This window comes from Streptomyces sp. Tu6071 (genome assembly GCF_000213055.1).
GTDB lineage: Bacteria > Actinomycetota > Actinomycetes > Streptomycetales > Streptomycetaceae > Streptomyces > Streptomyces evansiae.
In genome coordinates this window covers 7,024,243-7,045,604 of record NZ_CM001165.1, presented here as the reverse complement: position 1 = coordinate 7,045,604, position 21,362 = coordinate 7,024,243, and the positions used below count along the sequence as shown (strand labels likewise).

The 21,362-nt window shown below is 73.8% G+C and carries 24 protein-coding genes; 8 read left to right on the top strand and 16 right to left on the bottom strand.

Going from position 1 to position 21,362, the window contains the following annotated elements; translation table 11 throughout:
* Positions 1-40: 40 nt before the first annotated feature.
* Positions 41-2,269, top strand: a complete 2,229-nt coding sequence (locus STTU_RS30045) for an MMPL family transporter (protein WP_158678815.1) — start codon at positions 41-43, stop codon at positions 2,267-2,269.
* Positions 2,270-2,293: 24 nt separating this feature from the next.
* Here STTU_RS30045 and STTU_RS30040 read toward each other — a convergent pair whose 3' ends face one another.
* The 3 genes from STTU_RS30040 to STTU_RS30030 all read right to left on the bottom strand — a co-directional run bounded on the left by STTU_RS30040 (position 2,294) and on the right by STTU_RS30030 (position 4,543).
* Positions 2,294-3,067 (bottom strand): alpha/beta fold hydrolase, encoded by a 774-nt coding sequence (locus STTU_RS30040; RefSeq protein ID WP_007829947.1) that lies wholly within the window; start codon positions 3,065-3,067, stop codon positions 2,294-2,296.
* A gap of 541 nt (positions 3,068-3,608) precedes the next feature.
* Positions 3,609-4,052, bottom strand: coding sequence for a hypothetical protein (locus STTU_RS30035; RefSeq protein ID WP_043256765.1), 444 nt, complete (start codon positions 4,050-4,052; stop codon positions 3,609-3,611).
* On the bottom strand, positions 4,049-4,543 hold the full coding sequence (locus STTU_RS30030) for a MarR family winged helix-turn-helix transcriptional regulator (protein ID WP_052862441.1): 495 nt from the start codon (positions 4,541-4,543) through the stop codon (positions 4,049-4,051). Before STTU_RS30030 ends, STTU_RS30035 begins: the two co-directional genes overlap by 4 nt.
* A 165-nt stretch (positions 4,544-4,708) precedes the next feature.
* On the opposite strand from STTU_RS30030, the gene STTU_RS30025 reads away from it, so the two are divergent.
* Both STTU_RS30025 and STTU_RS30020 read left to right on the top strand, forming a co-directional pair.
* On the top strand, positions 4,709-5,218 hold the full coding sequence (locus STTU_RS30025) for a mycothiol transferase (protein ID WP_007829940.1): 510 nt from the start codon (positions 4,709-4,711) through the stop codon (positions 5,216-5,218).
* A gap of 108 nt (positions 5,219-5,326) precedes the next feature.
* Complete coding sequence (locus STTU_RS30020; RefSeq protein ID WP_106432182.1) at positions 5,327-5,518, top strand: hypothetical protein; 192 nt, start codon at positions 5,327-5,329, stop codon at positions 5,516-5,518.
* A gap of 61 nt (positions 5,519-5,579) precedes the next feature.
* On the opposite strand, the gene STTU_RS32305 is transcribed toward STTU_RS30020, so the two are convergent.
* The 3 genes from STTU_RS32305 to STTU_RS30005 form a co-directional block, all read right to left on the bottom strand.
* Entirely contained in the window at positions 5,580-5,864 is a 285-nt protein-coding gene (locus STTU_RS32305) for a DUF5133 domain-containing protein (protein WP_007829936.1), read from the bottom strand.
* A gap of 156 nt (positions 5,865-6,020) precedes the next feature.
* Complete coding sequence (locus tag STTU_RS30010; protein ID WP_043256763.1) at positions 6,021-6,548, bottom strand: ATP-binding protein; 528 nt, start codon at positions 6,546-6,548, stop codon at positions 6,021-6,023.
* Between the two features lie 142 nt (positions 6,549-6,690).
* Positions 6,691-8,061, bottom strand: a complete 1,371-nt coding sequence (locus tag STTU_RS30005; protein WP_007829934.1) for an MFS transporter — start codon at positions 8,059-8,061, stop codon at positions 6,691-6,693.
* A gap of 143 nt (positions 8,062-8,204) precedes the next feature.
* Here STTU_RS30005 and STTU_RS30000 point away from each other — a divergent pair, with 143 nt between their 5' ends.
* Positions 8,205-9,557 (top strand): FUSC family protein, encoded by a 1,353-nt coding sequence (locus STTU_RS30000; protein WP_043256761.1) that lies wholly within the window; start codon positions 8,205-8,207, stop codon positions 9,555-9,557.
* 137 nt (positions 9,558-9,694) lie between these two features.
* On the opposite strand, the gene STTU_RS29995 is transcribed toward STTU_RS30000, so the two are convergent.
* Complete coding sequence (locus STTU_RS29995; RefSeq protein WP_043256759.1) at positions 9,695-10,303, bottom strand: DUF1349 domain-containing protein; 609 nt, start codon at positions 10,301-10,303, stop codon at positions 9,695-9,697.
* Between the two features lie 99 nt (positions 10,304-10,402).
* Between STTU_RS29995 and STTU_RS29990 the strand changes: the two genes are divergently transcribed.
* On the top strand, positions 10,403-10,765 hold the full coding sequence (locus tag STTU_RS29990; RefSeq protein WP_234019338.1) for a PRC-barrel domain-containing protein: 363 nt from the start codon (positions 10,403-10,405) through the stop codon (positions 10,763-10,765).
* Between the two features lie 170 nt (positions 10,766-10,935).
* A complete protein-coding gene (locus STTU_RS29985; protein WP_007829930.1) occupies positions 10,936-11,199 on the top strand; it encodes a WhiB family transcriptional regulator in 264 nt (87 codons plus the stop codon).
* A 75-nt stretch (positions 11,200-11,274) separates the two neighbouring features.
* Here the strand turns inward: STTU_RS29985 and STTU_RS29980 are convergent, their stop codons facing one another.
* On the bottom strand, positions 11,275-12,792 hold the full coding sequence (locus STTU_RS29980; protein ID WP_007829923.1) for a sodium:solute symporter family protein: 1,518 nt from the start codon (positions 12,790-12,792) through the stop codon (positions 11,275-11,277).
* A 212-nt stretch (positions 12,793-13,004) separates the two neighbouring features.
* Between STTU_RS29980 and STTU_RS29975 the strand changes: the two genes are divergently transcribed.
* Positions 13,005-13,871, top strand: a complete 867-nt coding sequence (locus STTU_RS29975) for an IclR family transcriptional regulator (RefSeq protein WP_007829921.1) — start codon at positions 13,005-13,007, stop codon at positions 13,869-13,871.
* Positions 13,872-13,939: 68 nt separating this feature from the next.
* Positions 13,940-14,764: an NAD-dependent epimerase/dehydratase family protein gene (locus STTU_RS29970; RefSeq protein ID WP_007829919.1), complete on the top strand. Its 825-nt coding sequence runs from the start codon at positions 13,940-13,942 to the stop codon at positions 14,762-14,764.
* 34 nt (positions 14,765-14,798) lie between these two features.
* Here STTU_RS29970 and STTU_RS29965 read toward each other — a convergent pair whose 3' ends face one another.
* The 8 genes from STTU_RS29965 to STTU_RS29930 all read right to left on the bottom strand — a co-directional run bounded on the left by STTU_RS29965 (position 14,799) and on the right by STTU_RS29930 (position 21,252).
* Positions 14,799-15,248: a response regulator gene (locus tag STTU_RS29965; protein ID WP_043256755.1), complete on the bottom strand. Its 450-nt coding sequence runs from the start codon at positions 15,246-15,248 to the stop codon at positions 14,799-14,801.
* Entirely contained in the window at positions 15,245-16,900 is a 1,656-nt protein-coding gene (locus STTU_RS29960; protein WP_043256753.1) for a CHASE3 domain-containing protein, read from the bottom strand. Before STTU_RS29960 ends, STTU_RS29965 begins: the two co-directional genes overlap by 4 nt.
* Positions 16,897-18,207 carry a PP2C family protein-serine/threonine phosphatase gene (locus STTU_RS29955; RefSeq protein ID WP_007829912.1) on the bottom strand — a complete coding sequence of 437 codons (1,311 nt, stop codon included), beginning with the start codon at positions 18,205-18,207 and terminating at the stop codon, positions 16,897-16,899. The genes STTU_RS29960 and STTU_RS29955 overlap by 4 nt, the downstream gene beginning before the upstream one ends.
* Before the next feature lie 42 nt (positions 18,208-18,249).
* Positions 18,250-18,675, bottom strand: a complete 426-nt coding sequence (locus STTU_RS29950; protein ID WP_007829911.1) for an ATP-binding protein — start codon at positions 18,673-18,675, stop codon at positions 18,250-18,252.
* Between the two features lie 366 nt (positions 18,676-19,041).
* Entirely contained in the window at positions 19,042-19,437 is a 396-nt protein-coding gene (locus tag STTU_RS29945; protein ID WP_007829910.1) for a hypothetical protein, read from the bottom strand.
* 86 nt (positions 19,438-19,523) lie between these two features.
* Positions 19,524-19,814 carry a DUF5133 domain-containing protein gene (locus tag STTU_RS29940; protein WP_043256751.1) on the bottom strand — a complete coding sequence of 97 codons (291 nt, stop codon included), beginning with the start codon at positions 19,812-19,814 and terminating at the stop codon, positions 19,524-19,526.
* 178 nt (positions 19,815-19,992) lie between these two features.
* Positions 19,993-20,715, bottom strand: a complete 723-nt coding sequence (locus STTU_RS29935) for a siderophore-interacting protein (RefSeq protein ID WP_007829908.1) — start codon at positions 20,713-20,715, stop codon at positions 19,993-19,995.
* 180 nt (positions 20,716-20,895) lie between these two features.
* Positions 20,896-21,252, bottom strand: coding sequence for a PRC-barrel domain-containing protein (locus STTU_RS29930; protein WP_007829907.1), 357 nt, complete (start codon positions 21,250-21,252; stop codon positions 20,896-20,898).
* Positions 21,253-21,362: the final 110 nt, after the last annotated feature.

The window sequence follows — 21,362 nt, the reverse complement described above, 5'->3', positions numbered from 1 at the left end:
GGTCCGCGCGGAGCACAGCCTTGAACGGGAGAAGCCTGCCGTGGCACAACGTTTGTACGCGCTGGGACGTTGGGCGGCACGCCGCCGCGGGCGAGTGCTCGCGGTGTGGCTGCTGCTGCTCGCGGTGGCGGTCGGGCTCGGCACGACCCTCAACGGGAAGCTGTCGACCGAGTTCTCGGTGCCGGGGATCGAGTCGCAGGAGGCACAGGACCTCCTCAAGGAGAAGTTCCCCGAGGCGGCGGGCGGCACCGCGCGTGTCGTCTTCGAGGCGCCGAAGGGCGACACGCTGACGGGCGCGAAGGAACAGCGCGCCATCGGGGCGACGCTCAAGAAGGTCGCCGCGGTCCCCGGCGTCCTCGACGTCGCCGATCCCACGAAGACGGGCACCGTCTCGAAGGACCGCACGATCGCCTACGCGGACGCCGTGTTCGGCAAGCCCGCGCAGGACGTGCCGCAGTCCGCGAAGGACAAGCTCGACGACGCGCTCGACCCGGCCCGCGACGCGGGCCTCAAGGCCGAACTCGGCGGCACGGTCTCCACACCGCCCGTCGAGGTGGGCGGCCCGGCCGAGGTCATCGGCATCGTCATCGCCTTCGTCGTCCTCGCGGTCACGCTCGGCTCGCTGCTCGCCGCCGGACTCCCGCTGCTCACCGCCGTGATCGGCGTCGGGGTGGGCGTGATGACGGTGCAGTTCCTGTCCCGGTTCATCGAGATGACGAACACGGCGACCATTTTGGCGCTGATGATCGGCCTCGCGGTAGGCATCGACTACGCCCTCTTCCTCGTCTCGCGCCACCGCGAACAGCTCGCGGACCCGGACGAGGACGTGCACGACTCGATCGGGCGGGCCACCGCGACGGCGGGCAGCGCGGTCACCTTCGCCGGTGTCACCGTGATCATCGCCCTCGCCGCGCTCGCCTCGGCGGGCATCCCCTTCCTGACGGTGATGGGCCTCGCGGCGGCCGGCACGGTGCTCGTCGCGGTACTGGTCGCGCTCACGCTCGTACCGGCGCTCCTCGGCTTCCTCGGCGAACGGCTGCGGCCGAAGGCGAAGCAGGGCGGGACGGCGGGGGCCGGAGACACTGAGGGCGCTGCGGGCGCCACGGGCAATCCCGGCCGCGGGCGCGTGCCCGGCGCCTGGGGGCTGGCCTGGGGGCGTCTCATGACGCGCTTCCCGATCCCGGTGCTCGTCGTGTGCGTCGTCGGGATGCTCGCCCTCGCGGTCCCCGCGAAGAGCCTGCGCCTGGGCCTGCCGAGCAACGAGACGCAGCCCACGGCGAGCACCCAGCACAAGAGCTACGAACTCCTCCAGAAGGGCTTCGGCCCCGGCTTCAACGCGACGCTGCTCATCGCCGTCGACGGGACGAAGGTGCCCGCGAAGGAACGCGAGGGCATCGTCAAGCAGGTCGCCGCGACGGTCCAGAAGGACCCCGACGTCGCGACCCTCGCGCCCCCCAACACCAACAAGGACGGCACCCTCACGGTCCTCGGCGTCGTCCCCAAGTCCGGCCCCGACGACCAGCGCACGACGGACCTCGTGCACCGGCTGCGCGACGAGGCGACCAAGCCCGTCGACCGGGCGGGCGGCACGGCCTACGTCGCCGGGCAGACCGCCGCGGGCATCGACGTCTCGGCGAAGCTCTCCAGCGCGCTGCCGCTCTTCATCGCGATCATCGTCGTCCTGGCGCTGCTCCTGCTCATGATCGCCTTCCGTTCGGTCCTCGTCCCGCTCAAGGCGGTGCTCGGCTTCCTGCTCTCGATCGCGGCGAGCCTCGGCGCGGTGGTGTGGGTCTTCCAGTACGGGCACCTCGACGGGATCTTCCAAGTCGCCGCCGCCGCACCGATCGTCAGCTTCCTGCCCGTCCTGCTCATCGGGGTGCTTTTCGGGCTCGCGATGGACTACGAGGTCTTCCTCGTGAGCCGCATGCGCGAGCACTACCACCACCACCGCGACGCCCGCGCCGCCGTCGAGCACGGCGTGGAGCGCAGCGGACGGGTCGTCACGGCGGCGGCGCTCATCATGGCCTCGGTCTTCGGCGGCTTCATCTTCAACCACGACCCGATCATCAAGTCCATCGGCTTCGCCCTGACGATCGGTGTGCTCCTCGACGCCTTCGTGGTCCGCCTCACGGTCGTCCCCGCCGTCCTCGCCCTCCTCGGCCGCTACGCGTGGGCGCTCCCCCGCTGGCTCGACAAGGCGGTGCCGAACGTCGACATCGAGGGCGACAGCCTGCCACCGAGGCCGGGCACGGACGGCGCCAAGGAGTGAACCGGGAGGCCGGGGCCGGGGACCTCAGACGCGGGCCGCGAGGAACGCGTCGAGGAACCCGGCCACGGCGTCCGGCCGTTCGAGGTGCACGTCGTGCCCGGCGCCCGGCACCCCGAGGGACCAGGCGTCGGGCCGTGCGGCGAGCATGGCCCGCACCGCCGCCGGGGCGAGGATGCCGTGCTCGGCGACGAGCAGCAGGACGGGCAGTCCCGGCGCGGTCCAGGCGGGCCAGGAGGGCGCGCGGAGAAGGGCGTCGAAGAGCCGAGCGAGCACGTCCACGTCGAAGCGCGGCCGGAGGCCGCCGTCGCGCTCTTCGAGCCCGCCCGCCCACGCGTCCCCGACCGCTCCCCCGCCGAGCCACGCCGCGGCGCTCGCACGGTCCGGGAAGGGCAGCGGCCACGACCGCAGCCAGCGGATCGCGGCATCGCCGGGCGCCCCGGACGCGGGCCGCGCATCCGCCTCGACGAGCGCCAGGCCCCGTACGAGGGAGGGGTGTTCGGCCGCGACGCGCAGGGCCACCCGTCCACCGAGCGACTGCCCGACGAGTACGGCGGGCCCGGCACCGAGGCGCTCAAGCAGCCCGGCGACGTCGTCGGCGTGCGCGTTCGCGCTCGTGTCGCGCGGGTGGCGCACACTGCCGCCGTGCCCCCGCAGGTCCATCGCGAGCACGCGGTGCCCCCGCTCGCGCAGACGCACGGCGACCGGCTCCCACTCCCCCGCGTACCCGGCGAGGCCGTGCAGGAGCAGGACGGGCGGACCGTCACCGCCCCAGTCCAGGTGAGCCACCGGTTCGGCCACAGGACGGCCCCTTTCGTGAGTGTCGGAGCGGGTCACGGCCTCGTCCGGCCGCGGGGCACGGGTGGCGACCTCCGCCCCGCCATCCCGCACGGATGGGCATCCTGCCCCAGGCGCCGCGTCGAGACGAGGGGTGCCCCCGTTCTTCGGACCGCTCCCGTGCCCCCGACCCTCCCGTGCTCCCGACCGCTCCGGTGCTTCCGATCACTCCGGTGCTCTCGGCCCCGCGCGGACGGATCGGCCTGGGATGCCCGGCAGCCGTTCATGAGGGGACTGACGGGGAACGACGCACCTTGTCGCTTCCGGGGCCCGGGGGTGCGGACCGCTACGCGCCGACAGCGGGAACGCGACCCCGGGCGGCCCCGGGTGAGGGACCGCCCACGGTCGCACACGCCCGCCACGTCCTCCCGCCGCATCCCGCGCCGCAGGTGGCGCGGCTTCCGGCGGCGGATGCCCCAGCCCGCCGCGCCCGCCGGACTGCCACGGCGTCACGGCATCACGGCATCACGGCATCACGGCATCACGGCGTCACGGCGTCACGGCGTCACGGCGTCAGGGTCGCGAGTTCCGCGTTGGCGCGCGCGGTGACCTGCGCGAGGACGCGCCCCGCGGCGGCCAGGTCGTCGGCGGGGATTCCGGCCCAGACACGGGCCGTGAAGGGGGCGACCTCCGCCGCCGTGGTGGCGAGGAGGTCGCGGCCCGCGTCGGTGGGGCGGAGGTGGGCGCCGTCCGTCGCGAGCAGCCCCTTGGCGAGCAGTGCGTCGAGGTCGGCGCGGACGGTTACGGGGTCGGCCTTGAGGGAGTCCCGCACCTCGGCGGCGAGCGCGTCCGGGGTGCGCGGGGACTCGGCCGTCACGGCGGCACGCAGGGCGACCTGCTGCGGGAAGGTGACGCCGTGCCGGGCGAGGAAGTGCTCCAGGACGGCGCGGGCGGCGTAGTGGGCCAGGGCGAGGCCGCGGGCGTCCGCGGCGGGGGTCGTGGTGGTCATGGTGTGCTCCTCTGCGTGCGCTGGTCGTGCGGTACGGGTGGAGCGAGAGGGGTGCCGAGCAGAGCGGTCAGCTCGTCCGTGAAGGCGACGGTCCGCGCGGTGCCGGGGCCGCCGAGCGGTGTCAGGAGACGCTCGTGCAGGTCTTGGACGAGGTCGATGGCGCGGCTCGCGATGTCCGCGCCCTCGTCGGTGAGGGCCAGTTGGACGGCGCGCGGGTCGTGCGGGTCCCGGGTGCGCGCGAGGAGGCCGGCCGATTCCAGCGCGCGCGCCAGCTTCGAGACGTAGAGCGCCTCCAAGCCGGTGTGGTCGGCGAGCCGCCGCTGGCTGGGCCGCTCCCCCGACCGCCCCATGCCGTACAGGGAGGCGACCACGACGTACTGCGCGTGCGTCAGCCCCAGCGGGGCCACCGCCCGATCGACCGCCACCCGCCACTTGTTGGCGAGCCGCCACACCAGATAACCGGGAGTGGGCCCCGGCGACGCCTTGCTCATGCCGAAGAGAGTACATAGACATGATGTCCATGGCTACTAAATCCGCAGAGCGGGGGGGGGCGGCCCCCGCGCCGGTTCGGGTGCGGGGGCGGGGGGCAGGCGGCATGGTGGGGGAGGCGGCCGGGGGCGTCCCGGGGCCGGTGCCGACGAGAGGTGGTGCGCGCGATGCGCGGTGCGGAGCTGCTCAGTGACGGGTTCGGGCGGATTTCGGAGGAGGTGCACGCGGCGGTCGAGGGCCTGACGGGCGAGCAGCTCGGGGAGCGCCTCGATCCGGGGGCGAACTCGATCGCGTGGCTCGTGTGGCACCTGAGCCGGGTGCAGGACGACCACATCGCGGACGCGGCGGGCGAGGAGCAGGTGTGGACGGGGTCCGGGTGGGCGGAGCGGCTCGGGCTGCCGTTCCCCGACGGGGCGACCGGATACGGGATGAGCGCGGCGGAGGTGGGCCGGGTGCGGGTGAGCGCGCCGGAACCGCTGCTGGGCTACTTCGACGCGGTGCGGGAACGCAGCCTCGCGTACGTGTCGGGGCTCTCGGACGCGGACTTGGACCGCGTGGTCGACGAGAACTGGTCGCCCCCGGTCACGCTCGGCGTCCGCCTCGTGAGCGTCCTCGGGGACTGCCACCAGCACGCGGGCCAGGCGGCGTTCGTGCGGGGGGTGCTGGAACGGCGCTGAGCCCCGGGACCTCGCCCGCCCGTCCCCGTACCGTCACCCCGTTGTCAGACCCCGGTGCGAGGATGCCCGGCACGTAGACACTGCACCCACGGGACTGGGGTGACCGGGATGAGCGGGACGGCGACGACGGCGGTACGGGGACGCGGGAGCGGCGAGGCGGCGGCAGGGCGCGGCACGACGGACGAGCCGGTGATGCTCGGCGACGTGCTGCCGGAGGTGCTGCGCGCGCTCGCCGTCGGCGGGAACATCCCCCGCCCGGGCGCCGGGCGCGCGGCCTACTCCGGGCCGCCCGGCGGCTGAGGGGCGGCAGGACACGGCCCCGCCCCCGTGCGGGTACGGGGCGGGGCCGTGGTGCGGGGTGTCAGCCCACGGGTACCGCGTCGCGCGGTGCGACGGGGCGCAGGGGGCGGCCCGGGGGCACCGGTTCGGGACGGTCCGGCTCGGGCGGGGCGATCGCGCGGCCCCGGCGGCGGGTGACGCCGAGGTAGTGCTCGGCCGCGTGGGCCGCCTCGCGGCTCGTGCGGCGCGCCATGAGGACGCACAGCGTGTACGCGGTCGCCTCGAAGCGGCGGCGCACGGTGCCGTTCGCGGGGTGGTCGAGCGTGAGCCGTTCCCAGGCCCGGTAGCGGTCGAGCACGCGCGCCACGGCGCGGCGCTCGGGGCGCAGCGGGGGTGGGCGCGGCGGGCGGGGGCGCGGGCTGCCGTTCGCGTACGGGCCGCAGGGGCCCCGTGGCGCGGTGCGCGCCGGTGCGGCGGACCGCTCCGGCGGGCCAGGCCGGTGCCCCTACGCCGTCCACGGCGCTCACCGCGCCTCGGCCGCGGCTCGCAGCGGCTGCTCCGCCGGAGCGGGCTCGCCCTCCTGCGGCACCGGCAGGGGTACGGGCAGCGGCTGCTCCTCGGGGGCGAGCGCGTCGGGGACGGGCTGCGGGAGGGGCACGCGTTGGGCGTCGGCGACCCTGCGCGTGAACCAGACGACCTTGCCGCCGTCCTCGGTGGCGCACGTGCCCCAGCTGTCGCTCAGCGCGGCGACCCGGCCGAGGCCGCCCGTGCTCGCGGAGTGCAGTCGGGGCAGCCGCGGGTCGGGGTCGGAGACCGAGACGGTGAGCTGTCTGCCGCTCCAGCGCAGTTCCAGCGCGCACCGCCCGTCGTCGGTCCCCGCGTGCTCGACGACATTGCGCAGCAGTTCGTCCAGGGCCGCGCACACGGGGGCGACCTGGAGGTCCAGGCCCCAGTGGCGCAGGTGGGCGGCGGCGATGCGCCGCATCTGGGAAAGCCGCTCCCGCGTGGGTTCGCACGCGAGGTGGTAGCGGCGGTTGACCACACCAGCCATGACTCTTGGCTCCTTACCCGAAGCCCACACCCCTGCCCCCGTACACGGGGGGTGAGCGCTGACGTTCTGAGGGTCATAGCCAATCTGGACCGAAAGGGTGACCCCCGCAACACGAGAGGTGTCGGGGGGTGATCACCCCTGCTCAGGAGCGTTCCGGGGTACGGGGCGCGGCGGCCGGCACCTCCACCGCGGTGGTGGGGCGCCGCCCGCCCGAGGCGGCGGCGCCGGAGGCGCCGGTGCCGCCGCCGTTCCGCGAGCGGCCGAGGCTCAGCGCGCTGAGCAGGCCCACGAGGACGAGGACGCCGGAGTAGAGGGTGAGCGCGCTCCAGTGGCCGTGGCCGTAGACGGTGCCGCCCGCCGAGCCGCCGAGCGCGCTGCCCACGTAGTAGAAGAACAGGTAGACGGCCGCGCCCTGGACCCCGATGGCCTTCGAACGGGCCCCGACCCAGCCGCTCGCGACGGCGTGCGCGGCGAAGAAGCCCATGGTGAAGACGACGAGCCCGGGGATCACCCCGCCGAGGCTCGGTATCAGCATGAGCGCGAGGCCGCCGAGCGTGACGAGCAGCGCGGGCACGAGGACGAGGCGGCGGCTGAGGCGGTCGACGAGGCGGCCCGCGAGCGCGGAGGAGAAGGAGCCGGAGACGTAGGTGACGAAGAGCAGTCCGGCGGTGCCCTCGGAGAGCGAGAAGGGCGGGGCGATGAGGCGGAAGCCGAGGTAGTTGTAGACGGTGACGAAGGCGGCCATCGCGACGAAGCCGATGAGGTAGAGGCGCAGCAGCCCGCTGTCCGGCAGGGCCCGGACGACGCCGCGCGCGAGGGCGCGGGGGGAGGCGCCCTTGGGGACGAAGCGGACCGATGCCGGGATGGTGAGGCGGAAGACGAGCGCGCACACGGCGGCGATGACGCCGACCGCGCCGATCGACCAGCGCCAGGAGTGGGTGACCTGGAGGACGCCGTCCGCGGCGAGGCGGCCGAGCATGCCGCCGATGCCGTTGCCGGCGACGTACAGGCCCATCGCGCCGCCGAGCGAGCCGGGGTGCACCTCTTCGGAGAGGTACGACATCGCGGTGGCCTGGAGCCCGGCGAGCGCGAGGCCCTGGAGCAGGCGCAGGACGAGGAGGACGGGGAAGTTCGGGGCGAAGGCGGAGGCGACGCCGAAGACGGCCGCGGCGCCGAGCGCGAGCGACATCATCGTGGTGCGGTTCCAGGCGTCCGAGAGCGCGGTGAGCGGGATGACGCCGATGGCCATCGCGAGCGTCGCGACGGAGACGCTGAGCGAGGCGCCCGCCGGGGAGAGGTCGAGGTCGTGCGCGAGGGAGGGCAGGAGCGCCTGGACGCAGTAGAGCGTCATGAAGGTGCCGAGGCCGGCGGCAAAAAGGGCGCCCGATGCCCGCCGGAAGGCGGGGGTGCCCGCGCGGTGGGGCGGCGGGAGCGCGAGCGGGGCGACGGGGGTGCGGGCGGTGGGGGCTGAGGAACCGGCGGCGGAGGGGTCTTCGGCGGGGGGCGGGGTCACGCGAAAAATGTATGCATGACCCATCCAATGCGTCCAATGCATGAATGCGGCCCTCCTCATCCATGAAGGGATCGATCCCGCGCGCGCCGCAGGAAACCCGCCGCCGCAGGGCTGCGCGCGCCGGAAGTGGGAAGGAAACCGGCGTGCTTGATCAACAGCGGGCGAAGCTCAGGGGAGAGCTGGGGGCGTCGTGGCGGCGGCTGCGCGGCGAGGGCACCGCGCCGGCGCGCGTGGCGCACCTGTGGGGGCGGGTGCGGCGCGAGGCGACCGTGGTGCGCTCCGTACGGGCCGCGGGGGCCGCGACGCTCGCGTACGTCGTCGCGCAGCACGTGAGCGACACCCCGGCCCCGCTCACCGCCCCGCTCACCGCGCTCATCACCGTGCAGGTCACGCTCTACGCGACCCTCACCAGCGGGGTCCGCCGCGTCAACGCGGTCATCGCGGGGGTCCTCGTCGCGATCGGGTTCAGCGCGCTCGTGGGGCTGACGTGGTGGAGCCTCGGGCTGCTCATCCTGGCGGCGCTCGTCGTGGGGCACCTCGTGCGGGTGAGCGAGTTCGTGCCGGAGGTGGCGATCAGCGCGATGCTCGTGCTCGGCGTCAGCCGGGTCACGGACACGGCCTGGGACCGGGTGCTCGAAACGGTGATCGGCGCGGCGGTGGGCTTGCTCGTCAACGTCGTGCTCGCGCCGCCGGTGTGGACCGGGACGGCGGGGGACGCGCTGGAGGATCTGGCCCGGCGGATGCGGCGGCTCCTGCTGCGCATCGGCGAGGAGCTGAGCAGCAGCGACCCGGTGCGCGAGACCCGGGCCACGCTCCAGGAGGCGCGCGATCTCGACAAAGACATCGCGGAGGTGGACGCGGCGCTGCGGCAGGCGGAGGAGAGCCTGCGGTTCAACCCGCGCGTGCGCGAGGGGCTGCTCAACCGGGTCGTGCTGCGCACGGGGCTCGACACGCTGGAGATCTGCACGGTGGTCCTGCGGGTGCTCGCGCGCACCTTCACGGACCTGGCCCGGGTACGGGAGTCCGAGGACACCGCCGCGCTCTTCGAGCCGAAGGCCGCGCGGGCCGTGGAAAGCCTGCTCGCCCAGGTCGCCGACGCGATCGTCAGCTTCTCGGTGCTCGTGACGCACCCGGTGAGCGAGAGCGCGGAGGCCGCCGAGGACCGCCTCGCCGCCGAACTCCACGCCGCCCGCCGCGAACGCGCCCGCGTCGGCACGCTGCTGCGCGAGAGCGCCCGCACGGAGGACGGTCACTGGTACCTGTACGGGGCGCTCCTGACCGAGGTCGACCGCATCCTCGCCGAACTCGCTTTGGAACAGCGCTCCCAGCGGCTCCTGGACGAACTCGACCGCAACGCCCGCGAACAACGCGAACGCCACCCCCTGCTGACCCGCGCCAGGACCCGCCTCGTCCCCCGCCGTCCCGGGTCCCGCCTGCCGGGCCAGCGGAGCGGCACCGCGAGAGGGAGAAAGACGCGGGCGGGGCAGGACGCCTGAAGCGGCGCGGGCGGACCTGAAGCGGCGCGGGCGGGCGGAGCCTGAACGGTGCGGGCTGAGCGGAGCCCGAAGCGGCGCGGGGCCGGGAGCCCGGCCGGACGAAGCGCGGCCCGGGGCTTGGCGGCCCGCGCGTCCCCTCACACCCCTTCGTGCAGCCCCCGGTCCGCCGGGCCGGTCGTGAAACGGGTGAACCGGACGGTCAGCCCGGCGCGCTCCGGGGAGCAGCAGAACGGGCCCGCCGTGGCCTCCGCCTCCGGGTCGAGCCGGGCGAGGCGGACCATGCGCCACGGGCTCGCGGCCGTCCTCGCGCGGACCGTGAGGGCGTCGCCCGTGCGGCTCACCCGGATCGTGACGTCCTGGCCCGCCCAGTCGGGGACGGGCGCGAGGGACCAGTCCGAGGTGCCGTGGGTGACGACGGCCCCGAGGTGCGGGACGCCGTCGCTCGTCTCGACTCCGGCCTTGACCCAGGTGTCCGGGGCGACCCGGACGAGGAGGCCGGCCTGGTCGTACAGCTCGGGGAGGTCGGCGCGGAAGGTGACTTCCACGGCGCTGTCGCGGGCGAAGGGCGCGAGCAGGGCGTGGCCCGTGTCCCGTACGAAGCCGTAGGAGGTCGTGCGCCAGAAGTCGCTGCCCTCGGCCGCCGTGACGAGCAGCGCCCCGTCCTCCTCGTCCGTACGGAGCGCGGGCGGCCGGTTCAGCCACTCCCCCGCCGTCCACTCCACCGCGTGCGTGCTGTCCGTCGTCATGGGCGAGAGCTTCGCACGCGACGGGCTCCTCCGGTTGCCCCGGGGGCGTGCCGGGTGCGCCATGGAGGGGGGACACCGTACGGCGAGGAGGTGGTCACGGTGGCGAAGAGCAAGCGGCTCGGTGCGCCGGGTGAGCTGGACGGCCTCGATGTCTACGACGACGGCGGCGAGAAGATCGGCGGCGTCGACGAGGTCTACCTGGACGACCGCACGGGGCGTCCCGAGTGGGTCACGGTCCGTACGGGGCTGCTGGGCCTGCGCGAGCACTTCGTGCCGCTCGCGGGCGCGGTCCGCGAGGGCCGTCGCATCACCGTCCCGTGGCCGAAGGACCGCGTCCGGGACGCGCCGCGCCCCGGCGACGCGGAGGACCACATCGACGCCGCGGAAGAGAGCGCCCTGTACGCGTACTACGGGCTCCCGGCGGACACCGTGCCGGAGGAGATCGAGGGCGACGAGGAGTGAGACCGCCCCGCCGGGGGCTCGCCGCCCCTCCCCCGCCCGTCCCGCGAAGGTACGGCGTGGCTCGCGTGAAGGGTGTGCGGCGGCGGCCGTGAAGGGCGTGCCGCGGGGTTTGGGGGCGAGCGGGCCGGTCACTCGCATCGGAACGTTTCCGATACGAGGAGTGATCACCCATGGAGTGGATGCACCGCGCCGCTTGCACGGACACCGATCCCGAACTCTTCTTCCCCGTCAGCACCGAGGGCCCGGGAGCCGTGCAGCGCGAGGAGGCGAAACGGGTGTGCGCCGGCTGCCCGGTGCGCGCGGAGTGCCTGGAGTACGCGCTGGAGAGCAAGCAGAACTCAGGGGTGTGGGGCGGACTCGACGAGCGCGAGCGCGCGGCGCTGCACCGCGGTCGCCGGTCCCGGCTGCGTTCCTCCGGTGCGGGACACCACTGAGCCCCGTACCGGAGGAACGTCGCGGCGGCCCCGTACCGGCGCACCGGGACGCGGCGCCGCCCGCCGGGAGCGCGCTCAGGCCCGTACCGGGCTCTCCTCGCTCGCGTGCGGCGGCCCCGACGGGTCGTCGCCGGCGTCGGAGAGACGCGCGAGGACGTCCTCCGTCGCCTCGGAGGGCTCGGGGAGCAGGAAACCGAGTCCCGCGTAGAGGGCCAGCGAGACGAGGACCGGGGTCGCGACGAGCCACGTCTGCGAGGTGTCGAAGACGTAGTAGACGAGCGCGTAGGCGATCAGGCCGCTCGCCCAGGAGACGAGCGCCGCGCGCGGTCCGCAGGTGCGGAAGCGCGGCAGCATCCCGAGCAGGAGCGGGACGGATATCGGGCCCATGAGCGCGGCGACCCAGTTGACGACGATCTGGAGCACGCCGCCGAGGTTCTCGGCCTGCGTCGCGACGGCCATCGTCAGCAGCACGAAGACGACCGTCGTGACCCGCGCCGCCTTCAGGCCCTGCCGCTGCGTCCAGTGGCGGGCGCGCGCCGAGAGCACGGGGATCATGTCGCGGGTGATGACCGCCGAGATGGCGTTGGCGTCGGAGGAGACCATCGCCATCGTGTGGGAGAAGATCCCGGCGAGGACGAGCCCGATGAGACCGTGCGGCAGGAATGTCGTGGCCATGACAGCGTAGGAGTTGTTGGGGTTGTCGAGGCCGGGGACGAGCAGCGGCGCCGCGAACATCGGGAACATGAGCACGATCGGCCAGAACAGGTAGAGCGCCGCCGAGAGCCGGGCGCCGCGCCGGGCCTCGCTCGCGCTCGGCGCCGCCATGTAGCGCTGGGCGAGGTTCCACATCCCGCCGTTGTACTCCAGCGTCTTGACGAGGACGTAGACGAGCAGGAACACCGTCGTGTACTGCGAGGTCGCCGGGTGCAGGTGGCCGTCCGGCAGGTCGCCCCACATCGTCCACACCGCCGAGATCCCGCCGAGCTTGTGGAGCACGACGACGATCATGACGAGCGCGGCGGCGCCCTGGATGACGAACTGCCCGAGTTCGGTGAGGGCGTCGGCCCACAGGCCGCCGATCGTGCAGTAGACGAGCGTGATGACGCCGGTGATGAGGATGCCGAGGTTGTAGTCGATCCCCGCGAAGACGTTGAGCAGGGTCGCGACGGCGAACCACTTGGCCGCGATGTCGGCGACCTTGAGGAGGCTGCCGCTCCAGGCGAGGGCCTGCTGCGTCGCGACGTTGTAGCGGCGGGCCAGGTATTCGAGCGGCGAGGCGACGCCGAACCGCGAGCGCAGCCGGTTCCAGCGCGCGGCGAAGAGCCAGCTCCCGATCCCGACGCCGACGCCGATGGAGGCGAAGCCCCAGAAGTAGACCGTGATCCCGGTCGTGTAGGCGACCCCCGCGTAGGCGACGAAGAGCACCGCGCTGTAGCCGGACATGTGGTGCGAGATCCCGGCGAGCCACCACGGCATCCGCCCCCCGGCGGTGAAGAAGTCCTTCACGTCGCCGACCCTGCGGTGCGACCACCAGCCGATCAGGACCATGAGCCCGAAGTACGCGCACATGACCGTCCAGTCGAACGCATGCATCGATGACTTCCTTTCAGCGTCCGTCATTCCGCGAGGCGTTCACACACATGAACGCGTATGCTGTACTGGAACCTGTCCATCTCCATGAACGCGACGGAAGCTAATATGGCCCCCGTCACAAGTCAACGGAGCGCACAAGGACGGCTGGAACGCATGGGCGCGGATGGCTCCGGGACGATCAACTCCGGGCGGGCAGAGGGGAATTGAAGGGCGTGGCGACACCGGGCACACAGGAGGCCGCACAGACGGCACAGGCACGGTCCGCGAAGGCGCGACCGGCGGACGGAAGCGCCGCGGACGAGGAGGAGCGCGCCGCCGGGGGGACGGGCGTGAAGTCGGCCAGGCGCGCGCTGGACCTCATGGAGACCTTCGCCGCGCACGACACCTGGCTCACCCTCGCCGAACTGCACACGCTCACCGGCTTCCCGCGCTCCAGCCTCCACGGACTGCTCCGCACCCTGCTCGACGTCGGCTGGCTGGAGCAGGACGCGGGCGCCGCCCGCTACCGGCTCGGCATCCGCGCCCTCGTCTGCGGGACCGCCTACCTCGACCGCGATGCCGCGATGCCCTTCGCGACCGAGGCCCTGGAGCAGATCAGGGAGCGCACCGGTTTCACCGCGCACTACGCGCGGCGCAGCGGCGACCAGGTTGTGTACCTGGAGACCCGCGAGGCGAAGCGCTCCACGCACCTCATCTCGCGTGTGGGGCGGTCGCTGCCCGTGCACGCGACGGCGCTCGGCAAGGCGTTGCTCGCCGAGCTGACCCCCGCGGAGGTCGACGCGCTCCTCCCCACCACGCTCACCGCGCTCACCGCGCACACCGTCGTGAGCCGCGAGGGGCTGCGGGCCGCGTGCGAGCGGGCGCGGGAGCTGGGGTACGCGACCGAGCGCGAGGAGGGCACGCCGGGCATCCGCTGCGTGGCCGCCGTCGTCCCGTACCGCATTCCGGCGAGCGACGCGATCAGCTGCTCGCTGCCGGTGGACCAGATCGACGAAGCGGGGGTACGGGAGATCGGCGAGCTGCTCGTCGAGGTCACCGCGCGGCTGGGGCGCGAGCTGCGGCGGGCGGGTATTCGCTGAGCGCCCCCCGCCGGGCCGGGGAAGTCATCGTCGCCCCCGCCCGGGGGCCATCACGAAGGAGCACATCCGTGGGAGCACAGCGGCTGTTGATCACCGGGGCCGCAGGCGGGGTCGGGCAGTTGATGCGGGGGCGGCTGCGCCGCCCGGGGCGGGTGCTGCGGCTCCTCGACCTCGCGCCGCAGGAGCCGGCCGCCGAGGGCGAGGACGTGGAGATCGTGACCGGGTCGGTGACCGACCCGGAGGTCATGGCGCGGGCGTGCGCGGACGTGGACGCGCTCATCCATCTCGGCGGGCTGAGCCGCGAGAACTCCTGGGAGGCGGTGCTCGCGACGAACATCCACGGGACCCAGGTCGTCCTGGACGCGGCGCGGCAGGCGGGCATCACGCGGGTCCTGCTGGCTTCGAGCAACCACGCGGTGGGCTTCCGCCGCGTCGACGAGGCGGGGCCCGGGGGGCTGCCCGCCGACTCCACGCCCCGCCCGGACTCGTACTACGGCGTGAGCAAGGCCGCGATCGAGGCACTCGGCAGCCTCTACCACTCGCGGTTCGGCATGGACGTGCTCGCGCTGCGCATCGGCTCCTGCTTCGAGACGCCGCTGCCTCTCGGCCCGCGCGGCCTCGTGACCTGGCTCTCGCCCGACGACTGCGCCCGCCTCCTCGAGGCATGCCTGAGCGCCCCGTCACCGGGCTACCGGCTCGTGTGGGGCGTCTCGGACAACACGCGCCGCGTCTACTCGCTCGCGGAGGCGCGGGCGCTCGGGTACGAGCCGAAGGACAACGCCGAGGCGTACGCCGACCTGCTGCGCGGGGCCCCCGAGCCCCCGCCCGAAGAGGCCGCCCACGTGGGCGGCGGCTTCTGCACGAACCCGCTGGGGGCACCGAACCCGCTGTGACGGGTCCCGGCCCGCGCCTCTGTCAGACCGTCGTTCAGGAGGCCGCCGTGCGCGGAAGCCTGACCACCGTCACGAAGAAGTCGTCGATCTGCCGGACCGCCGCGATGAACTGGTCGAGGTCCACCGGCTTGGTGACGTACGCGTTGGCGTGCAGGCGGTAGCTGCGCAGGATGTCCTCCTCGGCGGAGGACGTCGTGAGCACCACGACCGGGATGTGGGCGAGGTTGTCGTCGCTCTTGATCCGCTCCAGGACCTGCCGGCCGTCGTACTTGGGCAGGTTGAGGTCGAGGAGGATCAGGTCGGGGCGGGGGGCGTCGGCGTGCTCGCCCTGGCGGTAGAGGAAGTCGAGCGCCTCCTGCCCGTCGCGCACGACGTGCAGCGTGTTGCGGATCTTGTTGTCCTCGAACGCCTCGCGCGTCATCAGCTCGTCGCCCGGGTCGTCCTCGACGAGCAGGACCTCGATGGGCTCAACTGGTGTGTTCACTTCGCGGCTCCAAGCGGGGCGGAGGACTGGGGTTCCGGGGACTGGGCGGGGATGTCGGCCGGGGACTCGCCCGCCGGGGGCGAGTCGGGCAGGGCCGGGAGGGTGAAGCGTACGCGGGCGCCTTCGGTGACGGAGTGGTCGAGCCCGATCTGCCCGCCGTGGTGCTCGACGATCTTGCGGCACAGCGCGAGCCCGATACCGGTCCCGCCGTACTCCTCGCGGCTGTGGAGCCGCTGGAAGATGACGAAGACCTTCTCGCCGAACTCCTCCGGGACCCCGATGCCGTTGTCGGTGACCGAGAAGTGCCACCTGTCGCCCTCGCGGACGCTCGTGACGCGGACGCGCGGGGTGCGCTCGGGGTGGCGGAACTTGACGGCGTTGCCGAGCAGGTTCTGCCACAGCATGGTGAGCGTCGTGCGGTCGCCGAGCACGCGGGGCAGTTCGCCCTCGATCTCCACGTCGGCACCCGCCTCCTCGATGGGCACCTCCAGGTCGCTGAGCGCGCGGTCCAGCGTCTCGCGGAGCGGCATCTCGACGAGGTCGCCCCCCATGCGCCCGACGCGCGAGAAGGCGAGGAGGTCGTTGATGAGGACCTGCATGCGCTTGGCGCCGTCGACGGCGAAGTCGATGTACTGCTTGCCGCGCCCGTCGAGCTGGTCCCCGTACCGCTTCTCCAGGAGCTGACAGAAGGAGGCGACCTTGCGCAGCGGTTCCTGGAGGTCGTGCGAGGCGACGTAGGCGAACTGCTCCAGCTCGGCGTTGGAGCGCTGCAGTTCGTTGGTCTGGGCGTCGAGTTCGGCGGTGCGCTCGGCGAGGAGCGCCTCGCGGGAGCGGGACTCGGACAGCTCGGCGACGATCTTGCGGCGCATGTCCTCGACCGCGAGGCCGAGGGCCCGGACGTCGGAGGGGCCGTCGATGTCGATGGGCCGCTCGAAGTCGCCCGCGCGCACGAGCTGGGCGTCGCGTTCGAGGCTCGTGAGCGGACGCCCGACGATGCGGCGCAGGAGGACGGCGAGGACGCCGCCGCCCGCGAAGAGGACGACGAGGATGCCGAGGAAGGTGCCGTCGCGCAGCCGCTTCGCCGCGTCCAGCTCGTCGTTCGCCTTGTCCCGGACCTCGTCGAGGTGCGCGATCTGCACGTCGAACAGCTCGCGGATGTGGTCGAACTCGGTCTTGCTGGAGTCCAGGGTGCCCGAGGGCACCGGGGCGCCGTCGCGGACGCGGTCCATGACCGGTTCGGCGGTGCCCGCGCGCCACCGCGCCGCCGCCGCGCGCAGATCCTTCAGGTCGGCGACGGGCTTCGGGTACTCCGCGAGGAGAGCGGCGGCGCTGTCGCCGTAGCGCTTCTCGTCCTTGCGGCCCTGGGTGTACGGGGCGAGGAAGGACTCGTCCCCCGTGAGGGCGTAGCCGCGGACCGCCGTCTCCTGGTCGAGCAGCGCCTTCTGGAGGCGGAAGGACGCGGAGCGCGCCGGCTGGATGCGGTCGACGAGGTCGGAGGTGCGGTCGTTGGTGCGGGATATCTGCGCCGCCACGAGGACGGCGGCGAGTACGAGCAGAACGCCCAGGATGCCGAGGACGAGGTTCATCCAGCCCTGAACCGAGAGGCGCCCGGTACGGCCCGCGCGCGGGGGCGCGCTGTGGCCCTGTGTCATGACTTCTTCTCCCAGGCGAGGTGCAGGACGGCGAGGTCGTCGGAGAGGCCGCCCGCCGGTGCGGCGAGTTCGGCGACCTTCTCGACGAGGGTGTGGACGAAATCGGGACCCGCCAGGTCGTTGTGGTGGCGGGCGAGGTCGAGGAGCCCGGACTCGCCGAGCCGTGTCCCCGGTCCCGTGCGGCCTTCGAAGAGGCCGTCCGTGAAGGAGACGACGGCGGTGTCGGGCTCGACGGCGCGCACGGCTTCGGGCCAGGCCGAGGTGGGCATGTCGGGGCCGAGCAGCCCGAGGGCCATGCCGCCCTCCGGCTCGTACCACTCGATGCCGCCGGGCGTGCGGATGATGCTGCCGTGGTGTCCGGCGCGCACGGTGTGCAGGGTGCGGCGGTCGGGGTCGAAGCGCAGGCTCACGTACGTGGCGAAGACGTGCTCGCCCGCGCGCTCGGCGCACAGGATCTCGTTGAGCAGCCGCGCCTGGTCGGAGCCGACGCAGCCGGTGAGCACCGCCGCGCGCCAGGCCACGCGCAGGCACACCCCGAGCGCGGCCTCGGCCGCGCCGTGCCCGGAGACGTCGCCGACGACCGCGTGCACGGTGCCGTCGGAGGTCTGCACGACGTCGTAGAAGTCGCCGCCGAGCAGCGCGTGGTCGCGGCCGGGCTCGTAGCGCGAGACGACGGAGAAGTCGGCGGGCACGGTGCGCAGCAGCGGCGTGGGGAGCAGGCCCAGTTCGAGGCGGGCGTTCTCCTCGGCGCGCAGCCTGCTCACCTGGAGCGCCGCCGAGGCGCGCTCGACGACCTTGCGCTGGACCGCGTAGCGGACGGCGCGGCCGAGGGTCTCGGGGTCGACGCGGTTCTTGACGAGGTAGTCCTGCGCGCCGAGGGCGACGGCGTCGAGCCCGATCTCGCTCTCGGCGAGACCGGTGAGGACGATGATCGCGGCGTCCGGGGCGGCCGTCAGGACCCGGCGGACGGCGTCGAGGCCGTGCACGTCGGGGAGGTGCAGGTCGAGCAGGACGCACAGCGGTCCCGCCGTGCGGGCGAGGACCGTCTGCGCCTCGGCGAGGGTCTTGCACCACGTGAGACCGAGGTTGAGGGCGCTGTCGGCGAGGTATTCCTCGACGAGCAGCGCGTCACCCGCGTCGTCCTCGACCAGCACCAGGGTGACATCGAGTTCCCACCCGGGGTCCGCGTGTGCGGCACGCGGTCTGGGCAGCGAGGAATCGAGCCCCGTGGGCCGTTCGGCCACTTCACACCCCCACTGAAGAGCAGGCGTCCATGTGGCGGACCTCTGCGAGACAAGCAGAAGCATACTGCCCGGTGCAGGAAGGCGAGGCGGCGTGGGGCGCGATGCTCAGCGGGCCAGGACCGCCGTCACCGTCTTGCCTCCGTCCGGCTCCGTCCGCACGGTCAGGGACTGGGCGATCTCGCGGATCATCGGCCAGCCGAAGCCGCCCGTCGTGCCGTCCAGGCGCGGGGTCCGGGGAGTGGGGTGCTCGGGGCTCGGGTCGCGCACCTCGACGGTGAGGGCGCCCGGTGTCGCGCGCAGCCGCAGCCCGCTCACCGCGCCCGCGTGCCGCAGCGCGTTGCTGACCAGCTCCGAGACGAGCAGCAGGAGGTGTTGCGCGGTACGGGCCGCGACGGCGGGGCTCAGCCCGTCGAGGAAGACCCGCACGGCCTCGCGTGCCTCGGCGGCGTGCTCGGGCCGTGAGTGGTGTCCTGCTTCGGCGGTGGGGCCGGGCGGCGCGAGGGCCTGTCCGGCCTGGTCCAGGTGGTGCATGATCTCACCCCGTCACTGGGAGCCCTTGGGGAACTCCGCATCGGTACGTGAAGTGGTGTACCCCGAGCACGGGAGCTGAAAAGGGGGTGGTGAAAGGGGAGGTGCGAAAAGGGACGGTGACGGAACGGGTACGGCCGGGGAGCGGCCCGGGTGAGGGCCGCTCCCCGGCCGTAGGCGCTCCCCCGGTCCGGTGTACGGGCCGAAGGGGTCCGGTCGTGCGGGACCGGGGCGTGCCGGTCGTGCGGAGCCGGGGCGTACCGGTCGTGCGGAGCCGGGGCGTACCGGTCAGACGGAGCCGGGGCGTGCCGGTGGTACGGGGTCACCCCCGGACCCGTACGGGCGCGGTCGGCACCCGTACGGGCGGGGTCAGGACTCGGCCGCGTGCTCCGGCCGCTCGTCGGCGGGGCGCGGGGCCGCGGCGGGCGGCTGCTCCTCGGCCTGCGCGTCGGCGAACGTGCGCGGGCGGGGCCCGGGGGCCGCTGGCGGGGCGGTCCGGCTGTTCGGGGTCTGGCCCGGTGCGACGGCGCCCGGCTGCGTCGGCGGGGTCGTCGCGTGGGGGTGCGTCGCCCGGACGGGCGGCGCGGGTGGTGCGGCGGGGGGCGGGGCGGCGGGCCCCGGCTGCTGCTCGGGCGCCGGGGCGACCGGCCGGCCGAGCGTCTGCTCCGCCTTCCTGCGAAGCGCGTCGGCGGTCTGCCGGGTGTCGTTCAGAACGTCACCCTGCTCCTCGACGAGCTGCTGATAGATCGGGGTGGGGGAAGACACAATGAAGGACTCTCTGCCATCTCAGGGGCTGTGCATCGGCCCGCCACCGGCTGCGACGGGCTCACGCCGTGAGGATCGCAGACGTGTCACCCGGCGGGGACGAGGGGGGTCGGGCCGGAGCCGCTGATCCGGCGGGGCGCCGACTCCTTGGCACGGAGTGCCACAGGTGCCGTGCGCTCCTCGGCGGCGGCTCGGGCAAGCCGCTCGCGGGCGACACCGAGGGCCGCGTCGATCGTGCGCGTCCCGGTGGAGACGCAGAGCGTGTACGTGACGTCGTCGAGGTCGCGGAGGGTCTCCGCGCCGGGGTCCTGCACGGCGCTCAGGGCTTCGTAACGGGCCAGCAGCTTGCGCAGCACGACAGGGTGGGCAATCAGCACAATGATCCCTTTCCACTTTTTTCACGCCGACTTCGCCTCCCCGAAAACGGGCTCAGCCGACATTGGCCGCAGGCGGTCTTCTGACCGCTTACCCGGCACTGGGTGCCCCAAGCATCCGAAGTAAAAGGTTTTCAGTCATTGCGGGCGATGCATCCGGCCAGAAGGCGGTGCGGCGGGTTCAGGGACGCCAGTAGCCCTGGGCGTGGACCTGGCGGCGCGGGGCGGGGAGGACGGCGCGGAGGTGGGCGGCGAGGGCGCGGGTCGTCGTGGTGTCGCAGGCGATCCACGCCCAGGCGTCCTCGGGTGTGCCGAGGTACCGGGGCAGCGTGGCCCGCACCTCCTCCACGAGGCGTTCGCCCGCGCGCTCGCGCGGGATGGGGAGCAGGGTGTGCGGCCCGGGACGGACGCGCACCGGGAGGTCCGCGTCGGCGGGCCCCCGGGTCTCGAACCACACCGTGGCGGGGGTGCCGGGGTGGGCGTCGAGCAGTGAGTTGAGCGCCGGGAGGGCGGCCGTGTCGCCGATCAGCAGGAGGTGGCCGGGCTCCGGCCGCGGCGGGGTGAGCGGGGTGCCGTGCACGGTCGCCTCGATGGTGTCCCCCGGGCGGGCCGCGCGCGCCCAGTCGGCGGCCGTACCGGCGTGCAGGGCGAAGTCGAGCGAGAAGGTGCCGCTCGCCGGGTCGGGGTCGACGAGGGTGTAGGCGCGCTGGTGGGGGCGGCCGTTGCGGCGGAACCAGAGCCGGACCCAGGTCGTGGGGAGGGTGCCGCTCGCGTCGAGGAGGCCGCCGTCGGTGACGCGGAGGCGTACGTAGTCGGGGGCGATGCGCTCACTCGCGGTCACCGTGAGAGTGAAGTCCCTGGCGCGCAGCAGCCGCAGCACCGCGCCTTCCCAGCCGTGTCCCACGCCGCACCCCTCCCGCCGCCGGGAGCAGCGTCCCGGCCCGTACGCGCGCCCGGCCGCGGAGTCCACGGCCGGGCGGATTACTTAGGCAAGCCTAAGCTAACTGCGCGGGAGGCGACAGTCGGGCGCCGGTACGGGCCCGGGTCGGCCCCGGTGTCCCGTACCGGCGCGGCTCGTCCCGACTCAGCGCCGTCCGAGCCGCCGGGCTCCGGCCGGCCCGATCTGGTAGGTGAGGTCGTAATAGGCGAAGAGCTTCGGCTCCTCCTCGGCGACGAGTTCGCCGTCCGTGTCGATCGACGGCGCGTCCTTCACCCGCTTCTTGTCGTAACGCACCTTGAGCGCCCCCGGCTTGACCGTCGCGCCGTCGAGCGGCACGAAGTTCAGCTTCCGCTTGGTGGGCAGCCCGGTCACGACGGTCGCGAAGGCGGGCAGATCGGTGGTGGTGTCGACGTAAATGGCCTCCAGGCTGCCGATCTTGTGCCCCTCGGCGTCCACCACGTCATGGCCGCGCCAGTCCCGGATGTCCTCGGCTTCGAACAACGCCCTGCCTCCTCGTACGGTCCGTCAAGCCCCCCCCCACCCAGCCACCTGCCCCCGCCCGGCCCGGCCACACGCGAGGCTACCGGCCGGTCGCGGCCCGGCCCCGCAAC